Origin of the sequence: Bacillus sp. FJAT-27245 (assembly GCF_001273955.1) — a bacterium.
Taxonomy (GTDB): Bacteria; Bacillota; Bacilli; order Bacillales; family Cytobacillaceae; genus Bacillus_D.
Genome location: NZ_LIGI01000001.1, coordinates 288,590 through 308,930, shown reverse-complemented (window position 1 = coordinate 308,930; position 20,341 = coordinate 288,590). Strand labels below are relative to the sequence as shown.

General features: G+C 41.6%; 18 protein-coding genes. 1 reads left to right on the top strand and 17 read right to left on the bottom strand.

Annotation, left to right across the window (positions count from 1 at the left end; genetic code table 11):
- Nucleotides 1-197: 197 nt before the first annotated feature.
- From ADU24_RS01480 to ADU24_RS01400, 17 genes are all read right to left on the bottom strand, one after another.
- Nucleotides 198-1,532: an APC family permease gene (locus ADU24_RS01480; RefSeq protein WP_053364974.1), complete on the bottom strand. Its 1,335-nt coding sequence runs from the start codon at nt 1,530-1,532 to the stop codon at nt 198-200.
- Nucleotides 1,533-1,649: 117 nt separating this feature from the next.
- Nucleotides 1,650-1,937 carry an SAV0927 family protein gene (locus tag ADU24_RS01475; protein ID WP_053364973.1) on the bottom strand — a complete coding sequence of 96 codons (288 nt, stop codon included), beginning with the start codon at nt 1,935-1,937 and terminating at the stop codon, nt 1,650-1,652.
- A gap of 14 nt (nt 1,938-1,951) precedes the next feature.
- Nucleotides 1,952-3,250: a Glu/Leu/Phe/Val family dehydrogenase gene (locus ADU24_RS01470; RefSeq protein WP_053364972.1), complete on the bottom strand. Its 1,299-nt coding sequence runs from the start codon at nt 3,248-3,250 to the stop codon at nt 1,952-1,954.
- A gap of 70 nt (nt 3,251-3,320) precedes the next feature.
- Nucleotides 3,321-4,541, bottom strand: a complete 1,221-nt coding sequence (locus tag ADU24_RS01465) for an aminotransferase-like domain-containing protein (RefSeq protein ID WP_053364971.1) — start codon at nt 4,539-4,541, stop codon at nt 3,321-3,323.
- Between the two features lie 92 nt (nt 4,542-4,633).
- Complete coding sequence (locus ADU24_RS01460) at nt 4,634-5,197, bottom strand: 2-oxoacid:acceptor oxidoreductase family protein (protein ID WP_053364970.1); 564 nt, start codon at nt 5,195-5,197, stop codon at nt 4,634-4,636.
- Nucleotides 5,198-5,938 (bottom strand): thiamine pyrophosphate-dependent enzyme, encoded by a 741-nt coding sequence (locus ADU24_RS01455; RefSeq protein ID WP_053364969.1) that lies wholly within the window; start codon nt 5,936-5,938, stop codon nt 5,198-5,200. It lies immediately after the preceding gene.
- Complete coding sequence (locus ADU24_RS01450) at nt 5,939-6,988, bottom strand: 3-methyl-2-oxobutanoate dehydrogenase subunit beta (protein ID WP_231689664.1); 1,050 nt, start codon at nt 6,986-6,988, stop codon at nt 5,939-5,941.
- Between the two features lie 30 nt (nt 6,989-7,018).
- The gene (locus ADU24_RS01445) at nt 7,019-7,243 is read right to left on the bottom strand and encodes a DUF362 domain-containing protein (protein ID WP_053364967.1); all 225 of its coding nucleotides are present in this window, start codon (nt 7,241-7,243) and stop codon (nt 7,019-7,021) included.
- Nucleotides 7,244-7,362: 119 nt separating this feature from the next.
- Complete coding sequence (locus ADU24_RS01440; RefSeq protein ID WP_053364966.1) at nt 7,363-8,622, bottom strand: MFS transporter; 1,260 nt, start codon at nt 8,620-8,622, stop codon at nt 7,363-7,365.
- A gap of 34 nt (nt 8,623-8,656) precedes the next feature.
- Complete coding sequence (locus ADU24_RS01435) at nt 8,657-9,553, bottom strand: phosphate acyltransferase (protein WP_053364965.1); 897 nt, start codon at nt 9,551-9,553, stop codon at nt 8,657-8,659.
- An 11-nt stretch (nt 9,554-9,564) separates the two neighbouring features.
- Nucleotides 9,565-10,626, bottom strand: coding sequence for a butyrate kinase (gene buk, locus ADU24_RS01430; protein ID WP_053364964.1), 1,062 nt, complete (start codon nt 10,624-10,626; stop codon nt 9,565-9,567).
- 401 nt (nt 10,627-11,027) lie between these two features.
- Nucleotides 11,028-11,795, bottom strand: coding sequence for an IclR family transcriptional regulator (locus tag ADU24_RS01425; RefSeq protein ID WP_053364963.1), 768 nt, complete (start codon nt 11,793-11,795; stop codon nt 11,028-11,030).
- A 259-nt stretch (nt 11,796-12,054) separates the two neighbouring features.
- Entirely contained in the window at nt 12,055-13,467 is a 1,413-nt protein-coding gene (locus tag ADU24_RS01420) for a DUF4179 domain-containing protein (RefSeq protein ID WP_053364962.1), read from the bottom strand.
- Nucleotides 13,460-13,999 (bottom strand): sigma-70 family RNA polymerase sigma factor, encoded by a 540-nt coding sequence (locus tag ADU24_RS01415; protein ID WP_053364961.1) that lies wholly within the window; start codon nt 13,997-13,999, stop codon nt 13,460-13,462. Before ADU24_RS01415 ends, ADU24_RS01420 begins: the two co-directional genes overlap by 8 nt.
- 184 nt (nt 14,000-14,183) lie before the next feature.
- Nucleotides 14,184-15,167: a tRNA dihydrouridine synthase gene (locus ADU24_RS01410; RefSeq protein WP_053364960.1), complete on the bottom strand. Its 984-nt coding sequence runs from the start codon at nt 15,165-15,167 to the stop codon at nt 14,184-14,186.
- Nucleotides 15,168-15,387: 220 nt separating this feature from the next.
- Nucleotides 15,388-17,667, bottom strand: a complete 2,280-nt coding sequence (locus tag ADU24_RS01405; protein WP_053364959.1) for an ATP-binding cassette domain-containing protein — start codon at nt 17,665-17,667, stop codon at nt 15,388-15,390.
- 241 nt (nt 17,668-17,908) lie between these two features.
- Nucleotides 17,909-19,111, bottom strand: a complete 1,203-nt coding sequence (locus ADU24_RS01400) for a macrolide family glycosyltransferase (protein ID WP_053368720.1) — start codon at nt 19,109-19,111, stop codon at nt 17,909-17,911.
- A gap of 309 nt (nt 19,112-19,420) precedes the next feature.
- Here ADU24_RS01400 and ADU24_RS01395 point away from each other — a divergent pair, with 309 nt between their 5' ends.
- Nucleotides 19,421-20,089 (top strand): Type 1 glutamine amidotransferase-like domain-containing protein, encoded by a 669-nt coding sequence (locus ADU24_RS01395; RefSeq protein ID WP_053364958.1) that lies wholly within the window; start codon nt 19,421-19,423, stop codon nt 20,087-20,089.
- Nucleotides 20,090-20,341: the final 252 nt, after the last annotated feature.

Genomic DNA, 20,341 nt, shown 5'->3' with positions numbered 1-20,341 from the left:
GAATTAGCGATTGTAATTTCCTTTTTCCACGGAAACCCCTGGCGGCCTCATAGGACTGTGCTCCATTGTGGTATACATTATCGCCCACTTTTACATTCACTTAGGAATAAAAATTATAAAGAATTCAAAAAAACTGTCATTGTATAAACGACAGTTTTTCTACTGATGGATAGGAACCCCTGGATTCAATCGCTCATTTATATGGATTCATAGCTGGTTTCTATCTTAATAGCATCCCTCTTTACCATTTTAGTAAGTGGGTAGAGGAAGGCAACTGCCAAATATATGACCGTTCCAATGATTTCGCCCCTTGTTAATTCAATAGCCAAATAATAGCAGAATATGGCGGTCATTAATGCCCCGCTTATCGAAAAACCAACATATAGCCTGTCATTGATGCGGAATTTTGATTTTGCCCATATGTCCGGTATGACTTTAGGCATTCTGGTCAATGCGATTACGACTACAGTCATGACGGCATTGGAAAGGAAATTGCCCACATTTGCAACACTGCCAATATCCCAGCCCAATAGGATAATCATTGATGCCAGGACATAGATTATCAATAAAATCCAATGGGGTGTCCCAAATCTTTTATTCCGTTCGCCAAGGAATTTCGGGAACCATCCATCATTGCATGCTTGGACAATAGGAGGAGTAATCCAGCCGAGCAAAGCGTTTAATGAGGTAACCAATGCAATCATGGCTCCACATATTATAAAGAATAAATATATCGGGTATGGCAATACCTCATATGCGGTGATTGCCAAAGATTTTCCCTTTATTTCCGAAAGAGGCAAAACGCCTGCCGCAACAATTGCAACCAGAACATACAACAAAGTCACAACGATTGTGCTAACGATTATGGCAAACGGAATATCCTTGGTGGGGTTTTTACACTGCCCACTAAAATTGACGATAAAAGTAGAACCAACTAGGGCAAAGCTCATCAGGGCTGCTGCGGACATAATCCCAGAAAACCCATTGAGGAGAAAATCAGGGGCTTGCGTGAATCCTGGTTTTACATGGACCAGACCGAAGCCAGCAAAGGCAAGCAAAGCGATTGTTAGAAGAATGACCATGATGTATTGTGCTTTTGCTGCAACTTGGATACCAATTAAGTTAACAATGACAAGAACGGTTAATATCAACATTGCGACAAATTGAATATTCACTCCTGGTACAAGCGCCAAAACGTAATGCGCGAATGACAGGGCGTAAAGGGAAGCACTAAAAAAATAGGAAATAAATATGACGGAATATACACCGCCGAACCACTTTCCTCCAAATAAGGAGGCCTGAGTATAAAATCCGCCATTCATTTTAATGGTTGATGAAGCAAAGATCTGGGGTATTGAGGATAGGAAAATCATGATCGAACAAATTACAATAGCAATTACAATGGAGCGGCCTGTAAGACCTATAGCAATTCCAAGCAAAGACATTATTCCCCCGCCGATTATATTGCCAATGGCCATTGCTACTAAATCACCACGTCCGAGTGTTCCTTTAGTACCGTTACTGTTTGACATCTAATCACCCCTTTTCATTTCGGAAAAATCCCCCATCCAATTGAAACGCCGGGCTAAAAAGTGGTTCTTATAGCTATAAGAACCACTTTCAAATCATTAACATATTTTAGCAATTTATTAGTATTGATCCACAAAGTCAATCTTACTCAAGACTTGATGAAAGAATTGCTGGCATTCTTCGACATCCTCGTTCCTAATTCCTAATTGTTCTTTCCAGGAATCCTCATCAACAATGTCTTCTTGGGATAGTAAAACCATCCTTCCAGTCTGAATTGAGATAACCATTGATTTATTGTAGAATTGGCCCGAATGAATGACAGTAAAGTCATACCTGCTAGTATTTGTTCCCAGGCAAAAATAGTGAACAGGTTGCGTATTTCTTTCTTCAAGTAAAATTTCTACCATTGTATCTACTCCCTTTAAAAAGTGATCCGCCCCCGAAGACGTGATGCCTCAACCAGACCCTCTATCCCAACAATGTAAGCGGCGACTTTCATGCTTACATTATATTTTCGGGATGTTTCGACCACTTTTTCAAAGCTTGAAGTCATTTTTTCTTTCAGCCTTTGGTCAACTTCCTTCTCCGACCAGTAATACCCTTGGTTGTTTTGGCACCATTCGAAATAGGATACAATCACTCCGCCTGAATTTGCCAGAATATCCGGAACAACCAATATACCCTTGTCTTCCAAAACTTTGGCTGCCTCTTTTGTTGTTGGCCCATTGGCTGCCTCGACAACAATCTTGCACTTTAAGCGATCTGCATTTCTTATAGTTATTTGTCCACCAATTGCCGCAGGAACAAGCACATCACATTCTTTTTCAAGTAATTCCTGGTTGGATATTGTGTCTTTAAATAGGTTTGTAACGATCCCAAATGAATCTCTTCTCTCAAGTAGATACGGAATATCCAAGCCATTCTCATCATAAATGGCTCCAATTGCATCCGAGATACCGACAACCTTTGCTCCTGCCTGGTGGAGGAACAGAGCCAAGTACCCACCTACATTTCCAAACCCTTGGATAACGACTTTCATATCTTTGATTAGGAATTTTTTCAACTCGCTCATTAATTCGATGACATAATACAACCCTTTTGAAGTGGCTGTTTCACGCCCAAGGGAACCACCTAAGGTAATTGGTTTTCCCGTAATAAAGCCTGGGGAGTCAAATTCGCGAAGTTGATCGTACTCATCGAGCATCCAAGCCATTATTTGCGCATTCGTATACACATCCGGAGCAGGAATATCCTTAGTCGGGCCAACAATTTGGCTAATTGCCCTTACATACCCTCTACTTAAAGCTTCTAATTCTCTTAAACTCATGTGCCTCGGGTCACAAACAATTCCCCCCTTAGCTCCACCATAAGGCAAACCTGTAATGCTGCATTTCATACTCATCCATCCTGCGAGTGCCTTTACCTCTTCTGGGGTCACATCGGGATGAAAGCGAATGCCGCCTTTTGTCGGCCCTTTTGCATCATTATGCTGCGCCCGGTATCCATAGAAAATTCGAGTGGAATTATCATCCATACGGACCGGAATTGTTACCTCAAGAAACCTCATCGTTCCCTTTAAATGGTCAAATACAACTTCAGGGTAATTCAGCGCGTTAATGGCCTCTTTTAATACCGCCTGAAATTCCAGTAAAGGATTATCATGATTAAGCTTTTCTGTTTCAACCTCAAGTTTGTTTTTTACAGTTACTGAACTTGACATGATTATTGCACCTCTTTTATATAGTTAAGTTTCCTAGATTAATTGCTTTAGTGATATGATAAACTTCACATTAATCGTTAATGGCTACTGGAACAGGGTCAGGATTATTAAGCGCTAAATAATCCTTCAATAACTGGCCTAATATCTTGATTCCTTCTACAATTTTTTCATTTGTCATAGTCGAGAAGTTCAAGCGCATTGAAGATTCACAATCATTTCCCGGATAGAAAGATCCGCCTGGTACAAATGCTACCTTTCTTTCGATTGCTTTTTTAAGTAATTCCCTTGTATTAATATGGGATGGCAATTCCACCCAAACAAACATGCCGCCCTTTGGATAGTAATACTTTGCCTCTTTAGGGAATTCTTCTTCAATCATCTTAACCATTAAGTCCCTGCGCTCTTTATATACTTCATTAATCATCGCTAAATGTGCGTCTAAATCGTTATTCTCAAGGAACTCAGTAACTTGCATTTGAGCTAATTCGGCTGATTGAAGATCCAGCCCATTCTTCACCAATTCGAATTTGGATACAACTTCTTTATCTGCACATGCCCAGCCCACCCGGAGCCCAGGGGATAGGATCTTTGAGAATGAGCCAAGGTGAATGACCCGTCCTTCCGTATCGAAGGATTTTATGGATGGAATTCTTTCCCCATCAAATCTGACTTCACCATAGGCATTATCCTCGAGTATCGGCAAATCATATTTATTGGCTATTTCTACAAGTTTTTTACGTCTTTCCAATGACCATGTCCTGCCGGTAGGGTTCTGGAAATTAGGAATAACATAAATCATCTTTGCGTTTGGCGTATTCTTGATTACTTCCTCAAGCTCATCCATGAACATTCCGTCTTCATCGCCATTTACGCCTTTATAGCTCGTTGCAAATGGTTTAAACGCCGCAAGCGCCCCTAAATACGATGGATTTTCAGTAATAATTACGTCCTCTTCGTCCAACAGCATCATTGCAGCAACAGTAATTGCTTGTTGCGAACCTGTCGTGACAGCAATATTGTCTACTGTTGCTTCAACTCCTTCTCTTGCCATAAGCCCGACTATTTTTCCCCTTAAAGAGACTCTTCCTAAAGTAAGGCCATATTGGAGTGCAATTTCGGAGCTTTCTTTCAGTACCTTATCTGTTGCGACCCTCATTGCTTCCGCTGGAAAAAGATTTGAATCAGGCAATCCTCCGGCAAAAGAAATAGTTCCAGGATTTGCGGCAATCATTTTCATTGCTTCACGAATATCCGAAGGCCTTAATGCTTCCATACGATTAGCGTATTTCATTTTTACGATCCCCCTCATTCTTTATTATTTGAAACGAAGTCTCGCTTTCATGTACTTTTCCACTGCCATGGCAGGAAAAGCAACTGCATCCATTAGACAGAAAGTGTGCCCGCCCCATTCATGGAATAGTTAAATCCTGCCTTTAGCGCTCTTGTATTTAATTGTTCAAATTTGTCTTTTCCTTTTTTTCGGAACATGTCGTTCATTCCATCCAGTGACTCTTCTTCCGTAAAATAACCCGTTTCTTTCACAATGACCCCGACCATGATGATATTTGCGCCCTTTGCGTGTTCAAGCTCTTCTGCCATGGCCATACAGGGAACTTCTATGATTTTAATATCATCTCTTGTATTCAAGGATGCAGGTACCATGTTCGAATTGATGACAATTGTTCCGCCTGGTTTTACAAGGGGAATAAATTGTTTGAACGCTGGAGTATTCATTGCCAGCACGATATCCGGTTCTTCCAGGGATGGATTATAAATCCGGTCTTCGCAAAACTTCACTGTACAGTTGGCGGTACCGCCCCTCATGGCAGAACCATATTGAGGGCTCCATGTAGCATGGTATCCCTTATAAATCGCCATCTGTGACATCAATAGCCCTGCAGTCAGGACCCCTTGTCCGCCAAACCCGGCAAATACGATTTCTTTCATTTACTTCGCCTCCCTTGCCTTCAATTCCCCTAATGGGAAATATGGCACCAGCTCTTCTACGATTCTAGCCATGGATTCCTGTGCTGATTGGCCCCAGTTAGTTGGGCACGGGGATAGGACTTCTACTACTGAATATCCCTCTCCATTCATCTGGGCCTTTAAGGCATTTTTAATATAAGATTTTAATTTATTGATTTGAACAGGAGTATGCACACTGCCACGGGCCACATAAGCCGGATTAAATTGCGAGGCAACTAGTTCCGGGAATTTAATTGGCATTCCTGTAACTGAGCAATCCCTTCCGGCTGGCGTTGTTGCTGTTCTTTGGCCAGGCATTGTCGTATTGCTCATTTGCCCGCCTGTCATCCCGTAGTTTGTGTTATTAATAATAATGGCTGTGAAATTTTCATTTCGATAAGCCGCACTGGTCGTTTCGGCAAGGCCAATGCTATAGGCATCTCCATCGCCTTGATAGGCAATAACCATATTATCCGGGTTTACTCTTTTCATTGCAGTGCATACAGCACTTGCACGTCCATGGGAACAATGTAGCCGATCCGCATCCAATCCCCCGCCGAGCAAACTGGAACAGCCCACGCCCAATCCAAAAATCACATTTTTATCTTGCCCTAGTTCTTCCAGGCATTCTGTAATAAGCCTAATGACAATGCCATGCCCGCACCCGGGACAGAATCCCATGGGCCTATCGACTAATTCCGGAACTTTTCTTGCCACTGCCATTTAGTACACCTCCTTCATTTCGCCTGAAATGACTTTATAGAAATCTTCTTTAATTGTTTTTATAGAAGGAACTCCATATACATGCGGTTTGCAATAAACCGGAACATTCATTTTTTGTGTTCTTTTTGCAATTAGTGCTATATCGTCAACTAATTGTCCGGTGGCATTGGCTTCAACAGAAATGAAACCCCTTACATTTTGATTGACTGCGGCAAAAGCTTTTTCCGGGAATGGCCATGCCGTAATAGGCCGAATGAATCCAACTTTATGCCCTTCAGCTCTCAAGGCGTCGACTGCTCCGATGACTGATCTGCCCGGAAGGCCATACGCTACAAATACATACTCTGCATCATCCAGATAGGCGGATTCCCACCTTTGCTCATTTGCCTTTACTTCGTTATATTTTTCATTAAGTTCCTTCGCTTCTGTCATGCTATTCCGATCAAAGATGCCAATTTTCTTGTTCGTATACTTTCCATCAAACCCCCAAGGATATCTTGTTGGTTCCTGCATTTCGGGCAATTCACACGGTTCCATCATTTGTGCCAGCGCGCCTTCTGTCATGAGCATGGATACCATTCGATATTTTTCTGCTAAATCAAAAGCCAGGACTGTAAGATCCGCTGCTTCCTGGACACTGCTTGGGCATAGGACAATACATCTATAGTCCCCGTTCCCGCCGCCTCTTGTTTCTCTTAAATAGTCGCATTGGGCAGAAAGTAAAGTGCCGATACCATTTCCGTATCTGACAGTATTCACGACTACCGCCGGTAATTGCTCATCAGAGAGAACCGTCATCCCTTCTTGTTTTAAACTCATTCCTGGTCCAGAGGATGCGGTAATTGCCCTGACGCCACAAGCTGCCCCTCCAATAATCATATTTATACCGGCAATTTCGGATTCTGCCTGAATGAATGTTCCTCCTACTTCCTTCATTCTCCATGCCATGTATTCCATAATCTCCGTAGAGGGAGTAATTGGATAACCTGCATAAAGTCTTGCTCCCGCCCTTATAGCGGACTCAGCAATTGCTTCATTCCCCTTCATCATGTCTGCCACTTTCTTTACCTCCCTATCTTTTTATCTGCCAGATAATACTTCATATACTCCATCCGGGCAGGTTACATAGCAAATGCCACAAGCAATGCACTTTTCCTGGTCAATCAACGTATACCTATGCCCTGATGAATTAATCTCATCACTAAAGGAGATAGCGTCTTTTGGACACACTGGAATACAAAGTTCACACTGTTTGCATCTATCAATCTTTGTTAAAACTTTTACTTCGGATATTACTTTTGCCATCATGATTCCCCCCTTATTTAAGTTGATAATAGAACGGCGTTCCGAAAATTGAGAACACCGTTCCCCTATTATTTCTCCTGCAGGCAGTTATTCAACTACTCGTTTTTATTTCTACTAACCTATACTGCCTCCAGTATTTCAGCTTCTTGGCTTTCCACTTTCTTTTTATATTTAATGGAAAGGAAAGAATTCACTACCCCTATGATCAATACCGCAATTGTATAGATGAATATATATTGATAACCTTGGTTACCGTATTTATCGAGCCAGTTTCCAAATAAGGTGAATTGGAAAAGGTCTGGCGAAAATCCTATTGCACATGTGATTCCTGCCGCAGTGGCTGAAAATTTTTCAGGAATCTTCACTTCAGCTTGTACTGCGAACATATTTGCCCTGCCTATATAAGTGAATAACGATACAAGTAAAGTTAGGGTAATTAATATCGTTGTACTTGTACCAACAGGCACATTCATGATAACCAATATTACTGCTATCGCTCCGATTCCCGATATGAGAATTGCTTTGGATACGGATTTCATTTTATCGCCCAGCATCCCGCCAAGCGGTGCTCCCACTATACGGATCAGGTACGTTCTAACAATAGCGACCGCGCCTGCAAAGGTAACAGAAACCCCTAATACGGATGTAAAGTACGGAGTGAAATAGGATAAAGATACATATAGTGAATAAACTGAGAATATTGCTATTCCTGTAAACCAAGTTCCAGGGTGTTTTAATACTGTCAAGAAGTCACCGGCTGTAACTTTGTCTTTTTTAACTTCCGCTGCCTTTGCCTTTCCTGGATTTTCAATCAAGAACCAAAGGATGACGCAAACGATTACGGAAGCGATTCCATAACCCAATACTACGAGCTTAAATCCTCCTACTTCTGAAGCAGCCCTGGCAAATAAGTATAATGCAATGGAGTTAACGATAATGCTGCCTACTCCACCTGCTGCTTCTGCCAATCCAAATACTTTTCCTTGGCCATCTTTCTCCCCTAATAGCCTTACAATCTTTACATGGGCTGGAAAGTAAGCAAATAATGATGTTACAGCTAAGCCAATCCAAACAAATATCGCGACTGTATAGCTCAGATTGTATGCAAAGAAGAAGCATAAAGCGGCGTTTCCAGCTAAAGCTGCTAAATAAATGGTCTTATGATTAAATTTGTCAGCCATCCAGCCACCTATTGGTGCTCCAAATATATTTCCCAAACCGTAAATCATGATAAGGAAACCGAGTTGGGCGTTTGTAGCGCCGATACTTTTGACTAGCGGATCGTAAAACATGTACTGCACAAATGGTAACGCATATATAAGAGCATACGCCGCACCGATAAAAAATACTGTGATAAAAGTTTTAAGCTTTTTATCCACCTGAATCCCCCCATTCATTTGACTCTTTATTTTTTTATTTATTTGAAGCTAAACATGCTAGTGCAATAGAATTAACCTTAATCTCTGCAGTATCCGACCTTGAGCCTAAAATGACCGGGTTTGACGCTCCCAGCACAATGCCTGCCCACTTCGCTTTGTTAAAGTGCAGCCATGATTTCCCCAACGCGTTGCCCGTTTCCATATTAGGAAAGACAAGCAAATCTACTTCTCCCGAAATCCGGCTTTTTATTCCCTTATGTTCCGCGGCATGCCGGTCGAAAGCGACATCAAAAGCCATCGGCCCTTCAATTACGCAGGGTGGAATTTCGCCTTTTTCAACCATTTCCACTAATCCTGCCGCATCAACAGTTGATTGGATTTTAGGATCTGTCATTTCATTGGCAGTCAGTGCTGCTACTTTGGGATTACGTAAGCCAATTCCCTGTAAAGCCAGCAGTGCATTAGTCAAAATATCCTTTTTCTGCATTAAATCCGGCTGGACATTAACCCCGCTATCCGTGCAGTAAAGCAGTTTGTGGTACTCGGGGATTTCATATACGGCCAATAGTGAGAGCAATCTTCCTGTCCTTAGCCCATATTCCCTATGGAGGACAGCCCTCATATACACACTGGTATTTACTAACCCTTTCATCAGGACATCAGCTAGCCCATTCTTCACTATCTTTACTGCTTCCACTACCGCTTCTTCAGGGGATTCACTATGGACTAATTCATAGTGGGTTAACCCTGTGTTTTTAGCGATTGCTTCTATTTTAAATTTGTCGCCCACTAATATCGGATCAAGAAAGCCTAAATCCGAAGCCTTTTTCACTGCTTTCATTACTTCCTCATCATCGGCAGCAGCAATACATACTTTTGACTTGTTTTGAAGCTTAACCTGTTCAATTAACTCGCTGAAATTCCTAATCAATTTTTCACCTCCTATCTGTATATTTTTGCTGCCTCTACCCCACCCAAAACTCTTAAAGCTCCAAGAGCTAAGGCTTCCATTTCCATCTCGCCTGGCATGACTTCTACATCTGCCAAATATGAAACTCTCTTCGCTACTTGAGATGTAACGGAATCCGAATGAGCTATTCCTCCAGTTAAAATGACTTTATCAATCTCTCCGTAAAGAGATGCCCCATACATGGAAATTTCCTTCGCTACCTGATAAATAAAGGCATCCATGATAAGAGCCGCTTTTGTATCCCCATTTTTTATTCTGTCTTCTATCTCAATTATGTCTTTTGTCCCCAAGTAATCGTACATCCCGCCAATAGTGCTAACCTTATTTACCAGCTCTTCTTCGGTATACTTTCCTGAGTAGCATAGTTTAATAAGTTGATAAGCAGGCAGCCCGCCGCTTCTCTCCGGGGAAAATGGTCCGTCGGTTCTGCCGCCGCTTCCATCAATCATCTCTCCCCTATTATGGGCTGCTACCGAAATCCCGGAGCCTAAATGGGCAACAATGAAATTATAATCCTCGTATTTTCCACCCATTTTTTCGGCAGCTTTTCTGCATACCGCCTTTTGGTTCAGAGAATGCAGCCAGCTCGCTTTTTCAAGATCCGATAAACCTGTAATCCGTGAAACTTCCTGGAACTCATCTACTGAAACCGGGTCAACGATAAAGGCTGGAACGCCTATTTCATCCGCTATGTTTTTTGCAAGGACCGCCCCTAAATTGGAAGCATGTTCCCCATTTATCGCATTTTGCAAATCCTCTATCATGCGCTCGTTTATTTCATAAGTCCCGCCGCTTATTGGCTTCAACAACCCTCCCCTGCCAACAGCGCAATCAAAGGAAGCCAATGAAAACAGGTGGTCTTCCAATGTGCGGATAATCAGGTCCTTTCTGTACCCATATTGTTGAAATACGGTTTTATAGCCCTGCAAATCTGTTTGAGTGTGGCTAATGTTTTTCTTAAAAACTTCTGTATGATTGTCAAATACCGAAATTTTCGTCGAAGTTCCGCCAGGATTGATTACCAGGATTCTCATTTTCCAGCCCCCGCTGTCGATTTAATTTGTTAGCTTTTTTTTTATAAAAATTTCGGACACGCGATTGTTGAAAACCCGGTTTTTATATAGTTTTTTATAGATAAGTACATGACTATTTGTAAGGGTTTTCATTTTTGAGGGAAGGTTTATGTGAACAAAACCAACTGCCGCCCATCTAAAAACTTGGTGCCCTAAATATAATTTTTGCTTTTTATTGAACCTATTTAAAAATCGGAACACTGTTCCGAAAAAATGATAAAAAGAAATTACGCACTCAAAAGTAGAGCTCTGTTCAAAAATTTTATTAGATCAATAAGTTCGTTCCCGCTTTTTATATCAATCAGGTGGTTTATAAATACCACCTGATTCAATTTTTGAATTTCCCTGCTGTTTTTATGGGCTTATCTTGCCGCCAAGCTAATTTCATTTGCTATCTCTTTGACTTTTGCAATCTTTTTCTCAATATCCCCTGTTTTCATCCTGATTGTAGGGCCAGACATACTGATAGCGGCGATTGCGTTTCCCTGTTTATCAAGAATCGGCGCTCCAATGCAGAACAAGCCTATTTCTTGCTCTTCATTATCAATGGCAAATCCATCTCGTTTCACCTTTTCTAATTCCTTCAGGAAGTCATCCCCATTGGTAATTGTGTTTTCCGTGTACTTTTTTAATGGTTTTTTTGCGTATGTGGACAAATCAATGTCTTTGGAATTCGCCAGCAAACATTTTCCAACCGATGATACATGAATATCTGAACTCGATCCCACATTTGGGTTTACGGAAAGCACCTTGGTCGTGTCTACTTCCTTCAGGATGATAACGCTCTTGTATCCATTTTTTGAGTCCTTATCCAGGATGGATACATTGACAACTTCCTGAAACTCATCAAATAGCTTCTTGGCAAATGGTTTGATGATATCTACCATTGAAAGTTTTTCCCCAATGAGCAGGCCCATCGTATAAATCTTTGTGCCGAGCCAATACTTTCCGTTTTCCATATTTTGATACACAAACCCTTTGCTTTCTAACGTTGCAAGAGTTCTATGCACTGTACTTTTATAAAGATTCAGCTCTTTGCCAATCTCGGATACGCCCATTTCCTGGCCATTGTTGTATAGTAAAAGTAATATATCCAAGGTACGTTCTACAGAAACGATTGTTTCCGACATTTCCTATCTCCCTCTTTCAACCACTTCTTTTCGGAACATCATTCCGACTTTTGTTTTAATTGTATACCAGATTTTCTTAAAATCTGTTCCCTATTTATTACGAAATTTTGAACATTACCACTAATTGGAAGATAACTCTATATACATCATGCCTATGTTGTTTGGGCCAAAGAAAAAAAGGATGACCAAAGCCCGTGAATCTTCAACAGATTCACGGGCTTTAATTTTTTCACTCAACACACGACATGCCGGTAGTTTTTTATTCAGTCTCCACGGGGAGTTCGACTGTAAACGGCTGTAGGTCCTTAGTCGACCCAAAGCCCGTAAAATCAAAGAGCAGCATTGTATTCTCCAGCTTAAAATCCTCAATCCTTTCTTCCCCGTTTAAATCGAATGTAGATTGGAAGTGTGCCGTTGCCTTATCAATCATTTTTACTTCATTAAATGGAATACCGTGGTTTTTAGGAGGCCACGCATTGTCCGGGTCGATTTCGGTTAAATAATCCTTATCGACCAACCAGATAATATACTCCAAATTGTGGGTTATTATTTCAAGTCTACGTTTACTCAAATCTTTCGGAAGCCCTGTTAGCTGATAGTCTATTACTAATTTCCCGTCTTTTTGAGTAACATCATTTACTTGCAAACCTACATTGAACCGGGTGCTTTTCATTGTAAATGTTTTTTTGTCCAGTAGCTGTTGTACTTTTGGATCTTTCGGAGATAACGTAGGATAGAAGGTAAGTGAAGTGACATCTGAATTTAGCTTACCCATTTCCCTTCTCTCGGTACTATGATATCCATCCTCTTGTTTCGATTTTTCAAGCGTCGTTTCATCCCCCAATCTATATACTTTTCCTTTATTATCAACTGCTTTTAAATAAATATAGTCACCCTTGTATTTCTGTACTGTTTCGTAAGTTAGCACTGATGATGCTTTTGCGGTACTAATTTCCTTAATACGGATTTTGACCTCATCTTCCGGATATTCTTGCTCATGATTCATAACAAGCGTACGAACTTTTTCTTGTTGAATCGGAATATCAAATTTCCATTCACCTTTTATTCCATTGATATTACGAATCGTTATAGGGAGGGTATAATTCTCCTGGATGGTTTTGTATGGATAATTCATTTTCCACTGAAAGTTATATCCCTTTTCCACTTTCTTAATGTTACCTGACTTCCCGCGCAGCCAAGGGTCGTGATCTCCTTTATAGTGTTCGAAGTTCATATCAAAGCTGACTTCCCCTTTTTCGTTCCCCCCCTTTTCAACCTCTTCATCGACAAATCCGGTAATGGATACCACACTGCCATCAAAGTAGGCGCTGGTCAGTTTTACAGTCACCCCGTTTCTTGTAATTGATTGGTTTAATTGTGTAACTGCATTTTGATTGGCCAATTCCTCGCCTGTCGGGTCATTGAATTCCTGAAAAATTCCGCCTATGAAAGGGGTATTTGCCAATACTCTATTCATAGTTGGGTTAACAAATCCTGAGGCAATGGTGATGCCAATAAGAGCAGCGGCAGCCGCCACGCCTGCAAGAACCTTCTTTTTCCTTGCTTTTTCCCGAAATCCGCCCTTTTCTATCCCTTTTGAAATGGCGCTATATACTTTTTCTTTGGGCACAGGTATTTGCTCTATTGCTGTTTTAAATTCCTTGTTATCCATGACATTTGTCCTCCCCATCTTTATAGGATTTTTTCAACTCCGCTTTACCTCTGCTTAAATACGTTTTAACAGTGCCCTCAGAAATTTCCATCAGCCCGCTAATTGTTTTAATGGGGTAATCGTAATAATAAAAAAGAATAATGGCTGTACGGTAATTCTCCCGCAGCTGCTGAATTGCAGTAAGCAGCTGCAGCGATTCGTCAATGTTTTGATTTATCTGATCCGGAAGATTTGACACTATCTCATCACTTAAAGGAACAACCTTATTTCTTCTTTTTAGGACATTTCCCGAGCAGCGTATAACAATCCTGGTGAACCACGTCAAGAAATACTCTGGATTCTTTAACGAATGGATAGAAGTAAATGCTTGATAGGCAGCCTCCTGTACAACATCCAGTGCATCTTCTTCGTTATGTACATAAAGATAGGCAGTTCGGTAAATTCTTTCATAATGCTGTTGAAGCAACTTTTCAAATGCGCTCTTATTGCCTTTGATTGCTTTTTTAACTAGCCGGTGGCTTTCATTTTCCATCCTTTTTGACCCCCTTTACTCATTAGTGGAATCTATCATCCAGAAAAGTTTCAAAAAGAACTTATTTTTTTAAAAGCATACCACGTCAAGAACTCCCAATTTCAAAAAAATAAACAGAAACCATTACGGCTTCTGTTTATTTTAAAACTATTGTCGGTCGTGGACTGGATTTACATGGGGCCTTCTACTTTTCCCCCATGACATCAAGGTTCTTTGACACAAAGTCATCGAGCATCGCCCGCACTTCATCAGTCGACTCTGTGTTCATTAAATTATTTCTTAATTCACTTGCCCCGCGGAATCCTTTGACATATATCTTGAAAAAGCGATGCAGAGCCTTGAACGAACGCAGTGTTAATGGTGAATATTGGTCATGGAGATCGAGATGCAGCCTTAGGAGGTCAAGCAATTCCTTACTGCTATGCTCTTTCGGTTCTTCTTCAAAAGCAAATGGATTTTTAAAAATGCCACGCCCAATCATAACCCCATCCACTCCATATTGATGGGCGAGCTTTAAGCCAGTTTGACGGTCAAGGATATCTCCATTGATTGTCAAAAGTGTATCTGGTGCTATCTCGTCACGAAGTTTCTTGATTTCCGGAATCAGCTCCCAATGGGCATCCACTTGGCTCATTTCTTTTCTTGTACGCAAATGAATGGAAAGATTGACGATGTCCTGCTGCAGGATGTGTGTCAGCCAGCCTTGCCATTCGTCTACCTCCGTATAACCGAGCCTTGTCTTTACACTTACGGGCAATCCTCCTGCTTTTGCTGCCTGGATTATATCTGCCGCAACTTCCGGACGGCGGATAAGGCCGCTTCCTTTTCCGTGATGTGCCACATTCGGTACCGGGCAGCCCATATTGATATCGATACCCTTAAAGCCTAGTTCAGCCATCCCAATACTCATTTGGCGAAAGTATTCAGGCTTGTCCCCCCATATATGGGCGACAATTGGCTGCTCATCCTCTGTAAAAGCCAAGCGTCCGCGCACACTCTTAATGCCCTCTGGGTGGCAATAACTCTCCGTATTTGTAAACTCCGTAAAAAACACATCAGGACGTGCTGCCTCACTCACTACATGGCGAAAAACAACATCCGTCACATCTTCCATTGGTGCAAGTATAAAGAATGGCCGTGGCAATTCACGCCAAAAATTTTCTTTCATAATATATTCATTTCCTTTCAGTATGGGATTTCCGGCATCCGTTATCCCAAAATTAAAGCAAAATGTCCTTTTACACTTATACCACGGTTGACCAGCTTTTATCAAATTGATTGGAAGTTAATTTCCAAATATTTTTGAGTTCAATATTCTTGCGAAGTTCAAAAAATAAACAGAAACCAATTGCGGTTTCTGCTCATTCTAAAACAATCTCGCCACAATCTTAATCGAGATCTTTCCTAACCCCATCCTTTAACCATTTCGCTGTCAACGTCTCAGCGTTTAGCATCTCTTCTGGCGTGCCTTCAAATATAATTTGCCCGCCTTGTTTTCCTCCTCCCGGACCCATTTCTATGATCCAGTCGCCCGCTGCTATAAAGTCAAGATTATGTTCGATGATGATGACAGAGTTGCCTCTGTTTACAAGGTTTTGAAATACATCGAGGAGTTTTTCATCATCTTCAGCATGCAGCCCTAAGGAAGGTTCGTCCAGAATGTAAATTTGTCCTTCCTTTTGCAAATGGCTTGCGAGTTTTAAACGCTGGATTTCCCCTCCGCTTAAAGAACTGGTCGTCTGCCCTAAGGTCAGGTAGCCTAATCCTACGTTCTTTAGCGTATGTACCCTGTTTAAAATCTTTTGCATTGTAAAATAATCAACAGCTTCGTCAATTGTCAAATCTAATATTTCAATGATGTTTTTTCCGTGATATCGATAGGACAGTGCTTCGTCTGAGTATCTCGTACCTCCACATGCTTCACAGGGTATTGTCACTGGATCGGCAAATGCTACTTCCGGCGTTATAACCCCTTTTCCTTTACAGACAGGACATGCCCCTAAGGAATTAAAACTGAACAATCCTGCCGGTTGATCCGTTGCCTTTGAAAAAATCGCCCGAATATCATCCATGATTCCCATATAGGTAGCCATGGTCGACCGGCTTGAAATACCGATTCCACCTTGTCCCACCGTTATTGATTCTGGATATTTTTCACGGAACGCTTCCAATAGCAAGGAGCTTTTGCCGGAACCGGAAACTCCGCATACAGAGACTAGGACATTTTTTGGAATATCGATATTCACATTTTTCAAGTTGTTGTTACTTGCCCTTCTTATTGTAAAATAGCTCTTTATTTCCCTTGGACTTTTGTTTATTTTTAGCTGCTGCTTTAACGCTTTAGCAGTTGGAGAGTTTTTTAATCCTTCTATTTTTCCCTGGTAGACTACTTTTCCTCCATTCACCCCTGCTCCTGGACCCATCTCTATTATTTCATCAGCTACTTTTATTACTGAAAGATTGTGTTCGATTACGATTACGGTATTATGCTGGTCTTTTATCCTTTTTAGCATCTGAATTAACATATTCACTTCTTCCGGATGGAGCCCAGCACTCGGTTCGTCAAAAATGTATGTAATATTGTTTAAACTGCTCCCTAAATGACGGGCTATTTTTACCCTTTGAGCTTCCCCGCCGGAAAGGGTGCCCATTTTTCTTGCCAGACTCAAATACCCCAGTCCCATGTCGACTAATTGTTTTACATAGGGGATTGCTTGTTTCGCTATCGATTCTCCCATAGGGTCTTTTATGCCCCTTAGTTCTTCCAGCAATTCCGGAAGCTCTAATTGATCGTATTCTGCAATATTTAAGCCATTTATTTTACACTCCAGTACCTTTGGGTTAAGGCCTGACCCAAGGCACAGCGGACACAATGAATGTGTGGTCACAGCTAGTACATCATCCTGGGATATTTGCTTTAGTTTTGAAATATCTCTATTTATGTAGACACGCGTAAATCTCGGCAATAACCCATCCCACTCTGCATTGTGGGGCCCATTTTTTGTGTGGAACGGCGCATAGGCTCTTTCACCTTCCCGCGGACCATATAAGAACAGGTGGAGTTTTTCCTCTGAGTAGTCCTTTATTGGTTTATCCGGATCAAATAATCCGCAGGTCATCATCCAATGGCCTTGCCAGCCTGCGGGGGATAATGGTTTAAATTGAACAGCATACTCTCGAAGTGATTTATCGAAATCGACAAGCTTATTTACGTCCGGAGCAATGACCTCCCCAAATCCGCCACATTCAGGGCATCTGCCAAAAGAACTTTGGCTTGAAAAATCTGTGGCAGAACCTATGGGTGGATTTCCTATCCTCGAGAACAAAAGCCTGATTAATGGATCAATATCCATATAGGTGCCCACTGTCGAACGGGAATTGCCGCCTGCTGGCCTTTGCTCTACTACTACAACCGGGCTTAGGTTTTGCATAAGGTCGGCATGGGGCCTTTCGTATCTTGGCATTTGATTTCTCACATAGAGAGGATAGTTCAATGTCATTTGTCTTCTGCTTTCTGTTGCTAATGTATCAAATACCACTGAGCTCTTACCAGAGCCTGAAAGACCAGTAAAGACGATGATTTTTTCTTTTGGAATGTTTAAATCTACATTTTTTAAATTATTTTCTTTAAGCCCTCTTAAAATGATTTCATCTTTAATATCTGACATTTTATTATCCTTTCTGTGGAGTTTTTACAAAATGCTGTATCGTCCACTATCCCGCCAGAACTCTACCTAATTACTTGAAAATAAAAACACCGAAACTGGCTGATCCCTACAGCCCGGCCCACTCTGTCCATGACAGGAATCTTTTTAAAATGGTGTCTGGATATTAACCATATGGCACTCTCTAAATCATCATCAGGCGCCAATGTTGCTCATTTCTTCGCAATATCGGAAAGATAATCTTTTATATATTATATTGTTTTTTAAATTCGAAAATCTCGTCGGCGGCTTGGTAGTACCCACCGGATTTTTGAAGAGTCTCCTGAATATTTTCAGCAGCTTCACGGAAAGATGGGTGGTTCAGTAAATAATCTACGGATTCCTTTAACTGCTTTGCGGTCAAGCCTTGCATATGTAACTTTATACCCGCTCCGATCTTGGCAACTTGACTGGCAATGACTGGCTGATCCGCACTTTGTGGAATGATTATGAGCGGAACCCCGCAATAGAGAGCTTCATGGGTACTGTTCATCCCACCATGGGTAATAAATAATGTAGAGTATTTCAGCACTTCAAGTTGTGGAACATAATTTCTTACAATGAAGTTTTCGGGTATTTCCCCTAAATCATCCAGCCGAATTTGGTTCCCTATCGACATCACCACGGGGTACTTGCTATTTCCAAATGCTTCAAAACAAAGCTTATAAAAACCAACATCCCGATTAAAAACAGTACCGAGTGAAATGTAAATGGGACTTTTTCGTTTTAATGTGGACATGTCAATGTTATCGTGCTCAACTCTTGAACAAATGGATGGGCCAACAAATTCATAGGTTTGATCAAATGTTTCTCCTAATGGCTGAAACTCCCTCGTTGTATACACAATTGTGAGCTTTGCGGGATTACAAAAAACCTCATACGGAGAATGAATCTTTACTCCATATTTTTCTGTTACCCTTCTAACAAGGTTTTTAAATTCATTGTATATAGGATTAAGAACCTCTGCAGGAATTTTATTAGACAACTGTTCCAATGTTTTATCAAAAGAGGCTTTTGTCTGCGCAAAAGATGTACAGGAATTGATTGCGGGAAGATTCAGGATTTGGGCCAGTAAACGTCCACAGCCAAACATGGAGTCATGGATGATATAGTCAAAATGCTCTCCTTTGATTTGATCAAGAACCGTGGGTATGACTACATCCGCCGTATGCAAAAGTCCGTTAATTCTTTCTAGCAAATGAGTTCTGCCACTTGAAATAAAGGCCTTTATAAATTTTTGACCATCAATGGTTCGTACCGTAGCCCCCGCCTTCTCCAATCGCTCCCGGAAATCTTCAACTGTAAAGTACACTACCTCTTCTCCACGCGAAATAAGCTCTTGAACAACACCGATAGTAGGATTGAGATGCCCTTCTGAACCAGTATTAATAAATAACACACGCGCCAAATAATTCACGCCCCATTCATCAAGTATTCTCTCCATTAATAATCGTTAAAAGTATAATAAAAATACTTTACCTTATTTAAGGTACGAAATATTCGGAATTCTTTATTGACTCTTGCTACCCCACGATGTAAACATTTAGTTACAGCATGTAGCTGCATACCAATAAAGATAAAAGATCTAATTAGATCGACAACAATATCGGGTCAGTTTGGCCATACGAGCAAGCTGCCCCAATAGACATCCGCAACCATATTTGAAAAGTGTCTGAAAAATGAAACGCCAACTCACACAAAGAGGAGGAATTGAGTAATGAAATTACTGCTAACATCTGGAGGTGTCACTAACAATAGCATACACGACGCGCTGGTTGACATGCTGGGCAAACCGATTGCCGAATCTAGCGCACTGTGCATCCCCACCGCAATGTACGGGCATCCTTGGGTCGGCCCAGGCGTTAAAACCTGGGAGTTCATCAGCGGGAAAGAACAGAGTCCCATGGTAAATCTGGGTTGGAAGTCCGTCGGCGTGCTGGAGCTCACAGCGCTGCCAAGCATCGACGAAGCCCGCTGGGTGCCGCTGGTCCGGGGGACGGACGTCCTGCTGGTATCAGGCGGTGACGCCCTTTACCTTTGCCACTGGATGTGGCAATCCGGGCTGGCAGACCTCTTGCCGTCGCTGAACGCAGTCTATGTGGGAATGAGTGCTGGGAGCATGGTGATGGCACCTAGCATCGGGGAATTTTTCGTTGGCTGGACTCCACCCAACGGTGGTGATGAAACGCTTGGTCTGGTCGATTTTGCAATGTTCCCGCATCTGGATCACGAGATGCTGCCGTATAACACGATGGCTAATGCAGAGAAATGGGCTGCCGAGATGCAGGGGGCTGCCTATGCAATTGATGATCAAACCGCCATCAAAGTGATCGATGGAGCGGTCGAAGTAGTATCCGAAGGGAAATGGAAACTGTTTACGCCGTGATCTTACTATGCAGCTAGCTTCGTGGGCACAGTCTCGGAGGAACTGCTTATCATCACAGCTTTGTAAATCCATTACAAGAAACGCAATATGGCAACGCCCAACTTACAACCGGGTTGGTTGCCTTTTTTAAAACTTTATCTTTTTTTGAAACACAGCTTCTGTCTTCTTCCTTGAAAACTCCTATGTTGATATTTTTGAAAAAGCTAGTTTTAATTTAACAAATTTCTAATATGAATATTAGGAAAACCTAAA

What these genes read in the sequence shown, in the direction of transcription:
- ADU24_RS01470 (WP_053364972.1), bottom strand. Translation starts at nt 3,250, where the DNA reads ATGTCAAGTTCAGTAACTGTAAAAAACAAACTTGAGGTTGAAACAGAA.
- ADU24_RS01465 (WP_053364971.1), bottom strand. Translation starts at nt 4,541, where the DNA reads ATGAAATACGCTAATCGTATGGAAGCATTAAGGCCTTCGGATATTCGT.
- ADU24_RS01445 (WP_053364967.1), bottom strand. Translation starts at nt 7,243, where the DNA reads ATGGCAAAAGTAATATCCGAAGTAAAAGTTTTAACAAAGATTGATAGA.
- ADU24_RS01460 (WP_053364970.1), bottom strand. Translation starts at nt 5,197, where the DNA reads ATGAAAGAAATCGTATTTGCCGGGTTTGGCGGACAAGGGGTCCTGACT.
- ADU24_RS01475 (WP_053364973.1), bottom strand. Translation starts at nt 1,937, where the DNA reads ATGGTAGAAATTTTACTTGAAGAAAGAAATACGCAACCTGTTCACTAT.
- ADU24_RS01455 (WP_053364969.1), bottom strand. Translation starts at nt 5,938, where the DNA reads ATGGCAGTGGCAAGAAAAGTTCCGGAATTAGTCGATAGGCCCATGGGA.
- ADU24_RS01395 (WP_053364958.1), top strand. Translation starts at nt 19,421, where the DNA reads ATGAAATTACTGCTAACATCTGGAGGTGTCACTAACAATAGCATACAC.
- ADU24_RS01450 (WP_231689664.1), bottom strand. Translation starts at nt 6,988, where the DNA reads ATGATGAAGGGGAATGAAGCAATTGCTGAGTCCGCTATAAGGGCGGGA.
- ADU24_RS01425 (WP_053364963.1), bottom strand. Translation starts at nt 11,795, where the DNA reads ATGTCGGAAACAATCGTTTCTGTAGAACGTACCTTGGATATATTACTT.
- buk (WP_053364964.1), bottom strand. Translation starts at nt 10,626, where the DNA reads ATGAGAATCCTGGTAATCAATCCTGGCGGAACTTCGACGAAAATTTCG.
- ADU24_RS01480 (WP_053364974.1), bottom strand. Translation starts at nt 1,532, where the DNA reads ATGTCAAACAGTAACGGTACTAAAGGAACACTCGGACGTGGTGATTTA.
- ADU24_RS01415 (WP_053364961.1), bottom strand. Translation starts at nt 13,999, where the DNA reads ATGGAAAATGAAAGCCACCGGCTAGTTAAAAAAGCAATCAAAGGCAAT.
- ADU24_RS01420 (WP_053364962.1), bottom strand. Translation starts at nt 13,467, where the DNA reads ATGGATAACAAGGAATTTAAAACAGCAATAGAGCAAATACCTGTGCCC.
- ADU24_RS01405 (WP_053364959.1), bottom strand. Translation starts at nt 17,667, where the DNA reads ATGTCAGATATTAAAGATGAAATCATTTTAAGAGGGCTTAAAGAAAAT.
- ADU24_RS01410 (WP_053364960.1), bottom strand. Translation starts at nt 15,167, where the DNA reads ATGAAAGAAAATTTTTGGCGTGAATTGCCACGGCCATTCTTTATACTT.